The sequence below is a fragment of the Lactococcus sp. bn62 genome (genome assembly GCF_029492705.2).
In the GTDB taxonomy this organism is placed as follows: domain Bacteria; phylum Bacillota; class Bacilli; order Lactobacillales; family Streptococcaceae; genus Lactococcus; species Lactococcus petauri.
Genome location: NZ_CP120417.1, coordinates 2,105,222 through 2,119,886, shown reverse-complemented (window position 1 = coordinate 2,119,886; position 14,665 = coordinate 2,105,222). Strand labels below are relative to the sequence as shown.

General features: G+C 42.1%; 8 protein-coding genes, 7 tRNA genes, 3 rRNA genes and 1 pseudogene. 16 read left to right on the top strand and 3 right to left on the bottom strand.

The features are described 5' to 3' along the window. Positions 1-13: 13 nt before the first annotated feature. The 3 genes from fusA to P3G65_RS11050 all read left to right on the top strand — a co-directional run bounded on the left by fusA (position 14) and on the right by P3G65_RS11050 (position 3,578). Entirely contained in the window at positions 14-2,104 is a 2,091-nt protein-coding gene (fusA, locus tag P3G65_RS11060) for an elongation factor G (protein WP_019292792.1), read from the top strand. Positions 2,105-2,284: 180 nt separating this feature from the next. Continuing rightward, a complete protein-coding gene (purR, locus tag P3G65_RS11055) occupies positions 2,285-3,100 on the top strand; it encodes a pur operon repressor (RefSeq protein WP_019292793.1) in 816 nt (271 codons plus the stop codon). Then, the gene (locus tag P3G65_RS11050; protein ID WP_040087894.1) at positions 3,087-3,578 is read left to right on the top strand and encodes a DUF2127 domain-containing protein; all 492 of its coding nucleotides are present in this window, start codon (positions 3,087-3,089) and stop codon (positions 3,576-3,578) included. The genes purR and P3G65_RS11050 overlap by 14 nt, the downstream gene beginning before the upstream one ends. Before the next feature lie 14 nt (positions 3,579-3,592). On the opposite strand, the gene lepB is transcribed toward P3G65_RS11050, so the two are convergent. Together lepB and rnhC are read right to left on the bottom strand one after the other, a co-directional pair. Further along, entirely contained in the window at positions 3,593-4,267 is a 675-nt protein-coding gene (gene lepB, locus P3G65_RS11045) for a signal peptidase I (protein ID WP_019291501.1), read from the bottom strand. A gap of 10 nt (positions 4,268-4,277) precedes the next feature. Beyond that, positions 4,278-5,156, bottom strand: coding sequence for a ribonuclease HIII (gene rnhC / locus P3G65_RS11040; RefSeq protein WP_019291500.1), 879 nt, complete (start codon positions 5,154-5,156; stop codon positions 4,278-4,280). Between the two features lie 180 nt (positions 5,157-5,336). Here rnhC and rplM point away from each other — a divergent pair, with 180 nt between their 5' ends. Beyond that, positions 5,337-5,783, top strand: coding sequence for a 50S ribosomal protein L13 (gene rplM / locus P3G65_RS11035; protein ID WP_003133539.1), 447 nt, complete (start codon positions 5,337-5,339; stop codon positions 5,781-5,783). 16 nt (positions 5,784-5,799) lie between these two features. Next, positions 5,800-6,192, top strand: coding sequence for a 30S ribosomal protein S9 (rpsI, locus tag P3G65_RS11030; RefSeq protein ID WP_284071204.1), 393 nt, complete (start codon positions 5,800-5,802; stop codon positions 6,190-6,192). Between the two features lie 239 nt (positions 6,193-6,431). On the opposite strand, the pseudogene P3G65_RS11025 reads toward rpsI, so the two are convergent. After that, a pseudogene (locus P3G65_RS11025) lies at positions 6,432-7,102 on the bottom strand (MgtC/SapB family protein). 260 nt (positions 7,103-7,362) lie between these two features. Here P3G65_RS11025 and cls point away from each other — a divergent pair. From cls to P3G65_RS10970, 11 genes are all read left to right on the top strand, one after another. After that, the gene (gene cls / locus P3G65_RS11020) at positions 7,363-8,811 is read left to right on the top strand and encodes a cardiolipin synthase (protein WP_019291487.1); all 1,449 of its coding nucleotides are present in this window, start codon (positions 7,363-7,365) and stop codon (positions 8,809-8,811) included. Between the two features lie 302 nt (positions 8,812-9,113). Beyond that, positions 9,114-10,662, top strand: a 16S ribosomal RNA gene (locus P3G65_RS11015). Between the two features lie 110 nt (positions 10,663-10,772). Beyond that, a tRNA-Ala gene (locus P3G65_RS11010) sits at positions 10,773-10,845 on the top strand. Positions 10,846-11,011: 166 nt separating this feature from the next. Beyond that, positions 11,012-13,911 (top strand): 23S ribosomal RNA (locus P3G65_RS11005). A gap of 84 nt (positions 13,912-13,995) precedes the next feature. Then, positions 13,996-14,111, top strand: a 5S ribosomal RNA gene (gene rrf, locus P3G65_RS11000). Together the 16S, 23S and 5S rRNA genes with 7 tRNA genes alongside form the textbook arrangement of a ribosomal RNA operon. Before the next feature lie 4 nt (positions 14,112-14,115). Beyond that, a tRNA-Val gene (locus tag P3G65_RS10995) sits at positions 14,116-14,188 on the top strand. A 39-nt stretch (positions 14,189-14,227) separates the two neighbouring features. Beyond that, positions 14,228-14,308, top strand: a tRNA-Tyr gene (locus P3G65_RS10990). 7 nt (positions 14,309-14,315) lie between these two features. Continuing rightward, positions 14,316-14,386, top strand: a tRNA-Trp gene (locus P3G65_RS10985). An 11-nt stretch (positions 14,387-14,397) separates the two neighbouring features. Further along, positions 14,398-14,470 (top strand) — tRNA-His (locus tag P3G65_RS10980). A 7-nt stretch (positions 14,471-14,477) separates the two neighbouring features. After that, a tRNA-Gln gene (locus P3G65_RS10975) sits at positions 14,478-14,549 on the top strand. Positions 14,550-14,579: 30 nt separating this feature from the next. Then, positions 14,580-14,663, top strand: a tRNA-Leu gene (locus P3G65_RS10970). Positions 14,664-14,665: the final 2 nt, after the last annotated feature.

Sequence of the window (14,665 nt, the reverse complement as noted above, 5' to 3'; positions counted from 1 at the left end):
TTAGGAGAAAACTATGGCTCGCGAATTTTCACTTGAAAATACTCGTAATATCGGTATCATGGCTCACGTCGATGCCGGTAAAACAACTACCACTGAACGTGTCCTTTACTATACTGGTAAAATTCACAAAATCGGTGAAACTCACGAAGGTGCATCACAAATGGACTGGATGGAGCAAGAACAAGAACGTGGTATCACTATCACTTCTGCTGCGACAACTGCCCAATGGAAAGGCAACCGTGTAAACATTATTGATACACCAGGTCACGTGGACTTCACAATCGAAGTACAACGTTCACTCCGTGTTCTTGACGGTGCAGTAACTGTACTTGATGCTCAATCAGGTGTTGAACCACAAACTGAAACAGTTTGGCGTCAAGCAACTGACTATGGAGTTCCACGTATCGTTTTTGCTAATAAAATGGATAAAATCGGTGCTGACTTCTTCTATTCACTTTCTACATTGCACGATCGTTTGGGCGCTAACGCTCATCCAATTCAAATCCCAATCGGATCTGAAGAAGACTTCGTGGGTATCATTGACTTGGTAACTATGCGCGCAGAAATCTATACTAACGACCTTGGTACAGATATCCGTGACGAAGAAATCCCAGCAGAATACATGGAACAAGCTGAAGAATGGCGTACAAAACTCATCGAAGCTATCGCTGAAACAGACGAAGACTTGATGGAAAAATACTTTGCAGGTGAAGAAATCACTGAAGCAGAGTTGAAAGCCGCTATTCGTAAAGCAACAATCAACGTTGAATTCTACCCAATGCTTGCAGGTTCTGCCTTCAAGAACAAAGGTGTTCAAATGATGCTTGATGCGGTTATTGATTACCTCCCAAGCCCATTGGACATCCCTGCAATCAAAGGTGTTAACCCAGATACAGACGAAGAAGACGAACGCCCAGCATCTGATGATGCTCCATTTGCGGCTCTTGCCTTCAAGATCATGACTGACCCATTCGTTGGACGTCTTTCATTCTTCCGTGTTTACTCAGGTACATTGGATGCTGGTTCATACGTCTTGAATACTTCTAAAGGTAAACGTGAACGTATCGGACGTATCCTCCAAATGCACGCGAATACTCGTCAAGAAATCCAAACAGTTTATGCTGGCGATATCGCCGCTGCTGTTGGTTTGAAAAACACTACAACTGGTGACTCATTGACTGACGAAAAAGCACGTATCATCCTTGAGTCTATCGAAGTTCCAGAACCAGTTATCCAACTTTCTGTTGAACCTAAATCAAAAGCTGACCAAGATAAAATGGGTGTTGCCCTTACTAAATTGGCTGAAGAAGATCCAACATTCCGCGTTGAAACAAACGTTGAAACTGGTGAAACAGTTATCTCTGGTATGGGTGAGCTTCACCTTGATGTCCTTGTTGACCGTATGAAACGTGAATTCAAAGTTGAAGCTAACGTTGGTGCACCTCAAGTATCATACCGTGAAACATTCCGTGCAGCTACTCAAGCACGTGGATTCTTCAAACGTCAATCAGGTGGTAAAGGTCAATACGGTGACGTATGGATCGAATTCACACCGAACGAAGAAGGTGCTGGTTTCGAGTTTGAAAATGCTATCGTCGGTGGTGTGGTTCCACGTGAATTCGTACCAGCCGTTGAAAAAGGTTTGGTAGAAACTATGGCTAACGGTGTCCTTGCTGGTTACCCAATGGTTGATATTAAAGCTAAACTTTATGATGGTTCATATCACGATGTCGATTCATCAGAAACTGCCTTCAAGGTTGCGGCTTCACTCGCTATGAAAGAAGCTGCTAAGACTGCACAACCTGCAATCCTTGAACCAATGATGAAAGTTGTTATCACAGTTCCTGAAGAAAACCTCGGAGATGTTATGGGTCACGTAACAGCTCGTCGTGGACGTGTAAACAGCATGGAAGCACATGGTAAATCACAAATCGTTAATGCATTTGTACCACTTGCTGAAATGTTTGGTTATGCAACTACTCTTCGTTCATCTTCACAAGGTCGTGGTACATTCATGATGACATTTGACCACTACGAAGATGTACCTAAATCAGTACAAGAAGAAATTATCAAGAAAAACGGTCGCGGTGGCGATGCTGAATAATCTTTGATTATTTCAACTAATAAAAAAGCAATATCTTTAAGGTATTGCTTTTTTTATTTTGAATTATTCGAAAATATATCCCAGATACTGTAATTTTTATGATTAAATTTGAATGCTTTGCTTGATTGTTCGGTTTTTCTACGTTATAATTAAACCAACAAAAAGAAAAGGGTGATTAATATGAAAAGAAACGAACGTTTAGTGGACTTTACTAATTTTTTATTGAACAGACCCAATAGAATGTTGAATCTGAACGAAATTAGTAAACGCTATGAAGTAGCCAAATCCTCGATTTCTGAAGACCTTGTTTTTATTAAGCGTGTCTTTGAAGATCAAAATATTGGAATTGTCGAAACTTTTCCTGGAAGTTTAGGAGGCGTACGTTTCACACCCTATATATCTGATGAAGTTTCTCGGGATCGTGCGTTGGAACTTGCGGACCTTTTGCGTGAAGAAAACCGTATTTTACCTGGAGGTTATATATATCTTTCTGATATTTTAGGTCACCCTGCTAATCTAAAAAAAATTGGTCAAATTATTGCTCATGAGTATTGTGATAAACAAATTGATGTCGTGATGACAATTGCGACAAAAGGGATTCCGATTGCACAGTCTGTAGCGGAAATTTTAGATGTTCCTTTTGTTATTGTTCGACGTGATCCTAAAGTTACAGAAGGGGCAACTTTGAACGTGAATTATATGTCAGGTTCAAGCAGCCGTGTTGAAAATATGACACTTTCTAAGCGGAGTTTATCGATTGGCCAAAGTGTATTGATTGTAGACGACTTTATGAAAGGAGCTGGAACGATTAATGGCATGAAGAGTCTTGTTCACGAATTTGATTGTTTCTTATCTGGTGTGGCTGTCTTTCTGGAAGGGCCTTTCAAGGGAGAGCGGTTGGTAGATGATTATAAATCAATCCTCAAGGTAGATCAGATAGATGTTGCCCAGCGGACAATTGAAGTAGAGCTAGGTAATATATTTGAAGAGAAATAAAGCAAACAAGCAAGGTGTTATTGATTTAAGCTTTGATATCGTATTGTTACTAAAGTCACTATTTGCCTTAGGCGAAGTTCTTGGTGGTATTTTTCTTTTCTTTATTACACCTGAGCGCATGTCTGGTATTGTGGGCTGGTTTACTCGAGGAGAATTAAAAGAAGATCCAAGCGACTTTATAGCTCATTTCCTATTAAATTTGGGGTATCATTTTACTGTTAGTACACAATACCTTGCTGCTGTTTATCTTCTAGTACATGGTTTAATCAAGCTTGTGACTTTGGTGCTTTTATGGAAAAAGATTCTTTGGGCGTATCCATTATTAATTTTGGTTTTTTTATGCTTTATTGTTTACCAACTGACGGATTATTTGCAATATCATTCTAATTTTATGCTTTTTGTCTCAGTTTTTGATGTTTTGCTGATTCTCCTTACCTACCTAGAATATAAAAATATGAAAAAAACTTTGTCTATCTAGACAAAGTTTTTTTATTAGTTAAGGGTAGAAATTTTATTAATTGGCCACACACGGAACATGGTTCGACCAACAATATCAGAACGTTTAAAGGTTCCTACTGCTCGACTGTCTCTCGACACAATACGGTTATCCCCTAAGAGAAGATACTCTCCCTCAGGTACTTTAATCGTAAAGGTTGGATTGCCTGTTGCATCCGTGGTAAAGGCTTGAGCTTGTTGCGCAAGTTGAACAAAGTAAGCGCGATTGGCTTCAGAGAGTTCAGAAGTCAAAGCGTAATTTTGATAAGTCTTTTCGAGTTCATTATTAGAAAGCTGTTTTTTAAAGTCTGCCAAGTAAGGCTCATCAGTTTTCTTTCCATTGATGTAAAGTTGATCTTTATCAAATTTAATCTCATCACCCGGCATACCAACCACACGCTTTACAACGTCTTTTGTTTCGGTTTGCCCATTTACTGTTTCTGTTTCTTTAGCAACTACGATATCAAAGCGGTTAATGCTTGCAGTTTTAATAAGAACCAGGCGTTGTTTATCAGCTAAGTTTGGATCCATTGAATGACCATCAACAACGACAAGTGACCAGATAAAGATACGTGAGAGGATTGCGATAGTGATAATTGCGATAAAGATGCCCCATTCTTTAACGAATCGTGTGAAGGCATTGGGTTGTTTGTTTTGTGTGGTATTTTCCATATTTAACTTTCTATATTTGAGCTATGTTTATTGCTTTCTTCGTGTTAGCAAAATGTAATTTTGCATATCTTTTCAAGGACTCAGAACCGTTTTGACGTATTAGCTTTGCAGCTACTTGGTCAGAAGCTGCTCCGGCGCCGCTTGGTAACTTATACCCTGCTTCTAGAGAAAGAGCTTTGAGATTTTCTAGAAAGAGGTAGCGGGCAATAATAGAGCTGCAAGCAACGGCTAAGAATTGGTCTTCAGCCTTAGGTAAAAGGGTAACTTTACCGTTCACTTTATTTTGCTCGGCTAATAAATATTTTTGGTAATTTTTTTCAGTCGTAAAGGCATCAACAATTATATATTCAATACTTTCTGAAACACGTTTTTCGAGGAGATAAATAGCTTGGTTATGCAAGGCTACTTTGATACTTACAGCATTGTAACCTGAATCAATGACTTGGTTATATTTTGTGGGTTCAACAATCAAAGGCACATGTGTGATATTCTCCATTAATTGAGGAGCAATTTGATAGATTTTTTCATCGGTAACTTTTTTAGAATCGGCGACACCGAGCTTCTTTAATAAAAGTACATCTTCAGTATTGACAAAACTTGCCACAACGACTAAGGGACCAAAATAAGAACCATTGCCGACTTCATCGGTACCGATTATGTTCTCTTGTTGCTGTGGACGTGATGAAGCAGTATGCCCAAATTGTTGAGCGATACGTTCAGCATCCTCTCCTTGAAAGACAACTTTTCCTGACGTATATACAGAAATAGTAGCTTTAGGTAGCTTTGCATAAAAAACAATATATTGGTTTTTTGATGCCTTCTTATATTTGTCGAACTTAAGAATAAGTCTATCTAACATTTTGGAGTCTAAAGTAAGAACTACATTCATGGTAATAGTTTAACATAAAAGCAAAAAAATTAAAAATGAATCTTGACAAGACTTGACATATGTGGTATTATGATAAACGGTATTGTTTACCCCATTTTTGTGGCCCCGGAAACCCAAAAATATTTGCAGGACTCTTACACCTGCCGTAAACAAATTCTAAGTAAAGGAAACTTAACCCAAATGATGAAAACAACATTCATGGCTAACGCTTCAAACGTTGACCGTAAATGGTACGTGGTTGACGCAACTGATGTACCTCTTGGTCGTTTGTCAGCTGTAGTTGCTAGCGTGCTTCGCGGTAAAAACAAACCAACTTTCACTCCTCACACAGATACAGGTGATTTCGTTATCGTTATCAATGCTGATAAAGTAAAACTTACTGGTAAAAAAGCAACTGATAAAGTTTACTACCGTCACAGCCTTCACCCAGGTGGATTGAAATCAATCACTGCTGGTGAACTCCGTGAGAAAAACGCTGTACGTTTGATTGAAAAATCAGTTAAAGGTATGCTTCCACACAACACTCTTGGACGTGCTCAAGGCATGAAACTTAAAGTGTTTGTTGGTGGTGAACACACACACGCAGCACAAAAACCTGAAGTTCTTGATATTTCAGGTCTTATCTAAGGAGGGAACGCACTAAATGGCACAAGTACAATATACTGGCACAGGACGCCGTAAAAATTCAGTTGCTCGTGTACGTCTCGTACCCGGCACAGGTAAAATCGTAATTAACAAACGTGATGTAGAAGACTACATCCCACAAGCAGCACTTCGCCTTGTTATCAACCAACCATTTGCAGCTACACAAACTGAAGGTAGCTACGACACACTCGTAAACGTAAACGGTGGTGGTGTATCAGGTCAATCAGGAGCTATCCGTCACGGTATCGCTCGTGCATTGCTTGAAGTGGATCCAGACTTCCGTGGTGCTTTGAAACGCGCTGGCTTGCTTACACGTGATGCTCGTATGGTTGAACGTAAAAAAGCTGGTCTTAAGAAAGCCCGTAAAGCTTCACAATTCTCAAAACGTTAATCTGTTTCAGATATATCAACGTTTCGAACAATTATTTGGTGGAGATTGGTGTAACATTCAATCTGCCTCATATAAATATCAAAAAGACACCAGAGTTTTACTGGTGTCTTTTTGGTATTTATTGTAGCAGCTCCATTTAAGCAATATTTATCATAAAGACCGTCTTAATACGAATACTAAGAGCGGAGTAAGATTTCGAAGAGTAAAAGTACCCCTAGGAAGGGGCTCTATTTTTAAGATTAGTATTCAATTGATTTAATCTTTTCGTTTGACTCTAAAAGAGTTACCAGTGATGCAAGTTCATAAGTTTTGGGTAAGCTCAGATATAGATCAGTTTTCAAACAATTATTTGATTTTTTTCAACTTTTATACTCAGGATTTTGATATGTTCATTTTTCATTTGTTTTTGCAACAGGCGAAGACCTTCAGTATCTTCTAATTGAACAATAAGATGATTGCTTGTTGCTGTTTTTATCCACCGATAATTTTGATGTAAAATAATTTGAAAAAGTAAAATGAGTAAAGTAGCTACAATACCTATAAAATATAATCCAGAACCAATAGCCATACCAATACCAGAAGTTGCCCAAATGCCAGCAGCGGTGGTTAAGCCTCGAACTGATTGATTGTGAACAAAGATCAGTCCTGCTCCTAAAAAACCAATTCCGCTTACAATTTGAGCAGCAATTCTGGAAGGATCAAGATTGATCCCATGAGTGCTAATGATGTCCATAAAGCCGTATTTTGAGACGATAATCATCAAGGCAGCACTCAAAGCAACAATTAAATGAGTACGTGTGCCAGCATTTTTATAACGGCTATTTCTTTCATAACCAATAGCATAGCCACAAATTCCTGCTAATATTAAACGAATCAACCAATCAATTTGTGTTAAGAAAGTAATTTGCATAAAAATTCCTCCTTGTCATTTAAAACCTACCTTACATTATATCGCTATTTTAATAAGAAAAACAGTAATTTTTATAAAAAATGGATAACTTATATTGGACTAAATATATATAGTATATTCTCTGTAGAGGTGGAAAGTTCAAGCGTTTTTTTACACAATAGTAAATTAATGTCTAGCACACGTTCAATATTCAATCAATTTTGGTATAATTGGATGAACAATATTATTTTATAGAGGATTATTTTAGGGAGAAATATTTTATGTCACTTGCGACAATTTATAGTTTTATTGGAACACTGATAACGATTAACACGGTGCTTGCCCTTGTGACGATTTTTCGTAAACCGAGGTCTATTGCCAGTATTTTGGCTTGGTTTATGTTCTTAGTTTTTTTACCAGGTATTGGATTTCTTGGCTATCTTTTCCTAGGACGAGGACTTGATCGAACAACAACACGTCGTTTTGAAGAAGAAAACAAATACAACCTGTCCATTCTTGGCCAAAGAGTTCATGAAAACAATGAAAAATTTGGGCCCAAAGATATGACCCCCCACGAAAAATTACTTAAAAGGTATTTTAATAATATGGAGCGAACACCGCTTTGTCGTGGGAATAATGTACAATTTTATCTAAATGGCGAAGATAAATTTTCAGCTTTGTTTGAAGATATAAAAAATGCCAAAGACAATATTCATGTAGAATACTATGCATTTTTTAATGACAAAATTGGAACTGCTTTTCGTGATCATTTGATTACGAAAGCTAAAGAAGGTATTGAAGTAAGGGTGGTTTACGACCCGTGGGGAGGAAAAACGAAAAAAGATTTCTTTAAACCATTAGAGGAAGCCGGCGGGAAAGTTACAGCCTTTATCACTTCGCGTAATGCACTAATGAAAACGCGGCTTAACTATCATTTACACCGTAAAATCGTAGTGATAGATGGTCAAATTGGCTGGACTGGTGGTTTTAATGTTGGTGATCAATATATTTACAATAGTAAAAAGTTTGGTTTCTGGCGTGATACACATGGCAGAATTGTTGGTACAGCAGCTTTCGGTCTTCAAGAAACGTTTATTCGAGATTGGAATGTTTCCGTTAAAGACCCTCGAGAGAAACTTGAACGAAAAGATACATATTTTGTGGTACCAGAAGAAGAGGGGAACATTGATATCCAGATTGTGGCTAACGGTCCAGAAAATGATAATAAAACCTTAAGAACAGGTTTTATTAAAATGATTATGGATGCAGAAGACTATATTTGGCTTCAATCGCCTTATTTGATACCTGACGACTCTATGATAACGGCACTTATTGCAGCGGCGAATTCTGGTGTTGATGTAAGGATAATGATTCCCGATATGCCTGATCATCCATTTATTTTTCGAGCAACGCAGTATTACGCAAATTATCTGCATAAACAAGGCGTAAAAATATACAATTATACAAATGGCTTTATACATTCTAAAACTCTTGTAATGGATGGAAAATTAGGTGTTTTTGGTACAACTAATCAAGATATACGCAGTTATGAATTAAATTTTGAGATAAGTGCTTTTTGCTATGATGAAGGAGTAGCAGAGGAGATGAGAAAGACTTTTGAGGCAGATTTGAGAGATTCAAGTCTACTTACAGATGAAGAAATTGCTCAACAATCCCTCTGGCTTAAAATCAAGCAAAACTTTTCACGATTACTGAGTCCAATATTATAGAATAGAAAACCAGCCCCCAAAGTGTCTGGTTTTTTTATAGTCTTTAAACGTGACAACGGCGGGGTTTTCCGAACGAGTGTAAAAAAAAGGGAGAAAAATCACAGTTTATTCTTGACAGAACAAAGTGAGTTTGATAGAATATAATAGTTGTCGCGAGAGAGCGTATCTCTTACGAGAGCGATAGACCTTTGAAAACTGAATAAAGTAGAATGACTATATGCGAGAAGTTAACTTCTTGTATACCAACTGTCAATTCAATAATGAAAGACAAAACAACAGCCAGTTCATTTGATGAACTAAATTTAAATGAGAGTTTGATCCTGGCTCAGGACGAACGCTGGCGGCGTGCCTAATACATGCAAGTCGAGCGATGATTAAAGATAGCTTGCTATTTTTATGAAGAGCGGCGAACGGGTGAGTAACGCGTGGGAAATCTGCCGAGTAGCGGGGGACAACGTTTGGAAACGAACGCTAATACCGCATAACAATGAGAATCGCATGATTCTTATTTGAAAGAAGCAATTGCTTCACTACTTGATGATCCCGCGTTGTATTAGCTAGTTGGTAGTGTAAAGGACTACCAAGGCGATGATACATAGCCGACCTGAGAGGGTGATCGGCCACACTGGGACTGAGACACGGCCCAGACTCCTACGGGAGGCAGCAGTAGGGAATCTTCGGCAATGGGGGCAACCCTGACCGAGCAACGCCGCGTGAGTGAAGAAGGTTTTCGGATCGTAAAACTCTGTTGTTAGAGAAGAACGTTAAGTAGAGTGGAAAATTACTTAAGTGACGGTATCTAACCAGAAAGGGACGGCTAACTACGTGCCAGCAGCCGCGGTAATACGTAGGTCCCAAGCGTTGTCCGGATTTATTGGGCGTAAAGCGAGCGCAGGTGGTTTCTTAAGTCTGATGTAAAAGGCAGTGGCTCAACCATTGTGTGCATTGGAAACTGGGAGACTTGAGTGCAGGAGAGGAGAGTGGAATTCCATGTGTAGCGGTGAAATGCGTAGATATATGGAGGAACACCGGAGGCGAAAGCGGCTCTCTGGCCTGTAACTGACACTGAGGCTCGAAAGCGTGGGGAGCAAACAGGATTAGATACCCTGGTAGTCCACGCCGTAAACGATGAGTGCTAGCTGTAGGGAGCTATAAGTTCTCTGTAGCGCAGCTAACGCATTAAGCACTCCGCCTGGGGAGTACGACCGCAAGGTTGAAACTCAAAGGAATTGACGGGGGCCCGCACAAGCGGTGGAGCATGTGGTTTAATTCGAAGCAACGCGAAGAACCTTACCAGGTCTTGACATACTCGTGCTATCCTTAGAGATAAGGAGTTCCTTCGGGACACGGGATACAGGTGGTGCATGGTTGTCGTCAGCTCGTGTCGTGAGATGTTGGGTTAAGTCCCGCAACGAGCGCAACCCTTATTACTAGTTGCCATCATTAAGTTGGGCACTCTAGTGAGACTGCCGGTGATAAACCGGAGGAAGGTGGGGATGACGTCAAATCATCATGCCCCTTATGACCTGGGCTACACACGTGCTACAATGGATGGTACAACGAGTCGCCAACCCGCGAGGGTGCGCTAATCTCTTAAAACCATTCTCAGTTCGGATTGCAGGCTGCAACTCGCCTGCATGAAGTCGGAATCGCTAGTAATCGCGGATCAGCACGCCGCGGTGAATACGTTCCCGGGCCTTGTACACACCGCCCGTCACACCACGGAAGTTGGGAGTACCCAAAGTAGGTTGCCTAACCGCAAGGAGGGCGCTTCCTAAGGTAAGACCGATGACTGGGGTGAAGTCGTAACAAGGTAGCCGTATCGGAAGGTGCGGCTGGATCACCTCCTTTCTAAGGAATATAAAAAAAGATGTTGTTCTACTTTATTCAGTTTTGAGGGGTCTATAAAGACCAAACAAGCAGTCTTTTGATGCAAGATAGAGAAGATTGCGTTGAGAGAAGGGGCCTTAGCTCAGCTGGGAGAGCGCCTGCTTTGCACGCAGGAGGTCAGCGGTTCGATCCCGCTAGGCTCCATAAGATACGACAGTATCTTGTCAACGAAGACGTTAAAATAGGAATTGATCATTGAAAACTAAATAACAATATCTTATAACGATAAATAAACCGAGAAATGGTAAAACATTTCTGTAAAGCTGCGAATTATTTTAAATAGTTCGAAAAAACTTATACTTGTTTTAATGGCAAAGTTAATAAGGGCGCACGGTGGATGCCTTGGCATTAAGAGCCGAAGAAGGACGTGACTAACGACGATATTCTAGGGGGAGCAGTAAGTACGCATTGATCCCTAGGTCTCCGAATGGGGAAACCCACTATGTTATGCATAGTATCCGTAAGTGAATACATAGCTTACGAGAAGGTAACGCAGAGAACTGAAACATCTAAGTACCTGCAGGAAGAGAAAGTAAAAACGATTTCCTAAGTAGCGGCGAGCGAACGGGAAACAGGCCAAACCAAGAAGCTTGCTTCTTGGGGTTGTAGGACTGCAACGTGGACTTAAAGTCTATAGAAGAATTACCTGGGAAGGTAAGCCAAAGAGAGTAATAGCCTCGTATTTGAAATAGACTTTATACCTAGCAGTATCCTGAGTAGGGCTGGACACGCGAAATCCAGTTTGAATCCGGGAGGACCATCTCCCAAGCCTAAATACTCCTTAATGACCGATAGTGAACCAGTACCGTGAGGGAAAGGTGAAAAGAACCCCGGGAGGGGAGTGAAATAGCACCTGAAACCGTGTGCCTACAAGAAGTTCGAGCCCGTCAATGGGTGAGAGCGTGCCTTTTGTAGAATGAACCGGCGAGTTACGTTATGATGCGAGGTTAAGCTGAAGAGGCGGAGCCGTAGCGAAAGCGAGTCTGAATAGGGCGCTTTAGTATCATGATGTAGACCCGAAACCTAGTGACCTATCCATGAGCAGGTTGAAGGTGCGGTAAGACGCACTGGAGGACCGAACCAGGACACGTTGAAAAGTGTTTGGATGACTTGTGGATAGCGGAGAAATTCCAAACGAACTGGGAGATAGCTGGTTCTCTCCGAAATAGCTTTAGGGCTAGCGTCGCAATTTAAGTGTATTGGAGGTAGAGCACTGTTTGGATGAGGGGCCCATCTCGGGTTACCAATTTCAGATAAACTCCGAATGCTAATACACATGTGCGGCAGTCAGACTGCGAGTGCTAAGATCCGTAGTCGAAAGGGAAACAGCCCAGACCACCAGCTAAGGTCCCAAAATATATGTTAAGTGGAAAAGGATGTGGGGTTGCACAGACAACTAGGATGTTAGCTCAGAAGCAGCTATCATTCAAAGAGTGCGTAATAGCTCACTAGTCGAGTGACCCTGCGCCGAAAATGTACCGGGGCTAAACATATTACCGAAGCTGTGGATTTAATATTAATTAAATGGTAGGAGAGCGTTGTAATCAGCGATGAAGGTATACCGTGAGGGGTGCTGGAGCGATTACAAGTGAGAATGCCGGTATGAGTAGCGCAAGATAAGTGAGAATCTTATCCACCGTAAGACTAAGGTTTCCAGGGGAAGGCTCGTCCGCCCTGGGTTAGTCGGGACCTAAGGCGAGGCCGAAAGGCGTAGTCGATGGACAACAGGTTGATATTCCTGTACTAGTATTGTTAGTGATGGAGGGACGCAGTAGGCTAAAGGGAGCCAGTTAATGGATTCTGGTCTAAGCAGTGAGGTGTGGAATGTGTCAAATGCATTTTCCTTTAACATTGAGCTGTGATGGGGAAGCAACTACGGTTGCGAAGCCCTTGATGTCACACTGCCAAGAAAATCTTCTAGCGTTTAATTCAATACTACCCGTACCGCAAACCGACACAGGTAGTCGAGGCGAGTAGCCTCAGGTGATCGAGAGAACTCTCGTTAAGGAACTCGGCAAAATGACCCCGTAACTTCGGGAGAAGGGGTGCTGTAGAAATACAGCCGCAGTGAAAAGATCCAAGCAACTGTTTATCAAAAACACAGCTCTCTGCTAAACCGCAAGGTGATGTATAGGGGGTGACGCCTGCCCGGTGCTGGAAGGTTAAGAGGAGGGGTTAGCTTAGGCGAAGCTCTGAATTGAAGCCCCAGTAAACGGCGGCCGTAACTATAACGGTCCTAAGGTAGCGAAATTCCTTGTCGGGTAAGTTCCGACCCGCACGAAAGGCGTAATGATTTGGATACTGTCTCAACGAGAGACTCGGTGAAATTTTAGTACCTGTGAAGATGCAGGTTACCCGCGACAGGACGGAAAGACCCCATGGAGCTTTACTGCAGATTGATATTGAGTACCTGTGAAGCATGTACAGGATAGGTAGGAGACTTTGACCTTGGGACGCTAGTTTCAAGTGAGTCGCTGTTGGGATACTACCCTTGCTTCATGGTTGCTCTAACCCACACGCATAATCGGCGTGGGAGACAGTGTCTGTCGGGCAGTTTGACTGGGGCGGTCGCCTCCTAAAGAGTAACGGAGGCGCCCAAAGGTTCCCTCAACATGGTTGGAAATCATGTGTAGAGTGTAAAGGTATAAGGGAGCTTGACTGCGAGAGCTACAACTCGAGCAGGTAGGAAACTAGGGCTTAGTGATCCGGTGGTACCGCATGGAAGGGCCATCGCTCAACGGATAAAAGCTACCCTGGGGATAACAGGCTTATCTCCCCCAAGAGTTCACATCGACGGGGAGGTTTGGCACCTCGATGTCGGCTCGTCGCATCCTGGGGCTGTAGTCGGTCCCAAGGGTTGGGCTGTTCGCCCATTAAAGCGGCACGCGAGCTGGGTTCAGAACGTCGTGAGACAGTTCGGTCCCTATCCGTCGCGGGCGTAGGAAATTTGAGAGGATCTGCCCTTAGTACGAGAGGACCGGGGTGGACTTACCGCTGGTGTACCAGTTGTTCCGCCAGGAGCACCGCTGGGTAGCTATGTAGGGAAGGGATAAGCGCTGAAAGCATCTAAGTGCGAAGCCCACCTCAAGATGAGATTTCCCATTCTTTATGAATTAAGAGCCCTGAGAGATGATCAGGTTGATAGGCTGGAAGTGGAAGTCCTGCGAGGGATGGAGCGGACCAGTACTAATAGCTCGAGGACTTTACCAAGTAATAGAACATATGAGTTCAGCTTTACTTATTTATCAAGAGATTGTTATTTAGTTTTGAGTGTTCAATACATTCAGACCATGATTTGGTATTCATTGCATAGGAGATACACCTGTTCCCATGTCGAACACAGAAGTTAAGTCCTATTACGCCGGAAGTAGTTGGGGGTTGCCCCCTGCGAGATAGGGTAAATGCCAAGTGATTGGGAGTTTAGCTCAGCTGGGAGAGCATCTGCCTTACAAGCAGAGGGTCAGCGGTTCGATCCCGTTAACTCCCATTGAATATGTTATAATATATTCAATGACAATTAAATATCGGAAGGGTAGCGAAGAGGCTAAACGCGGCGGACTGTAAATCCGCTCCTTCGGGTTCGGGGGTTCGAATCCCTCCCCTTCCATAGTTTTACGGGCATAGTATAAAGGTAGTACAAAGGTCTCCAAAACCTTTGGTGTGGGTTCAATTCCTGCTGCCCGTGTTTGTATTATGGCGGATGTGGTGAAGTGGTTAACACACCAGCTTGTGGCGCTGGCACTCGCGGGTTCGATTCCCGTCATCCGCCCTTTTAATGGGGTATAGCCAAGCGGTAAGGCAAGGGACTTTGACTCCCTCATGCGTTGGTTCGAATCCAGCTACCCCAGTTCAAATATTTTATTTGAGAAAAGTCTGTTGCCGAAGTGGCGGAATAGGCAGACGCGCCAGACTCAAAATCTGGTTCCTTCACGGGAGTGCCGGTTCGACCCCGGCCTTCGGCATA

Excerpts from the sequence above, each read along its gene's own strand:
- fusA (WP_019292792.1), top strand. The coding sequence starts at position 14 with ATGGCTCGCGAATTTTCACTTGAAAATACTCGTAATATCGGTATCATG.
- purR (WP_019292793.1), top strand. The coding sequence starts at position 2,285 with ATGAAAAGAAACGAACGTTTAGTGGACTTTACTAATTTTTTATTGAAC.
- lepB (WP_019291501.1), bottom strand. The coding sequence starts at position 4,267 with ATGGAAAATACCACACAAAACAAACAACCCAATGCCTTCACACGATTC.
- rnhC (WP_019291500.1), bottom strand. The coding sequence starts at position 5,156 with ATGAATGTAGTTCTTACTTTAGACTCCAAAATGTTAGATAGACTTATT.
- rplM (WP_003133539.1), top strand. The coding sequence starts at position 5,337 with ATGATGAAAACAACATTCATGGCTAACGCTTCAAACGTTGACCGTAAA.
- rpsI (WP_284071204.1), top strand. The coding sequence starts at position 5,800 with ATGGCACAAGTACAATATACTGGCACAGGACGCCGTAAAAATTCAGTT.
- cls (WP_019291487.1), top strand. The coding sequence starts at position 7,363 with ATGTCACTTGCGACAATTTATAGTTTTATTGGAACACTGATAACGATT.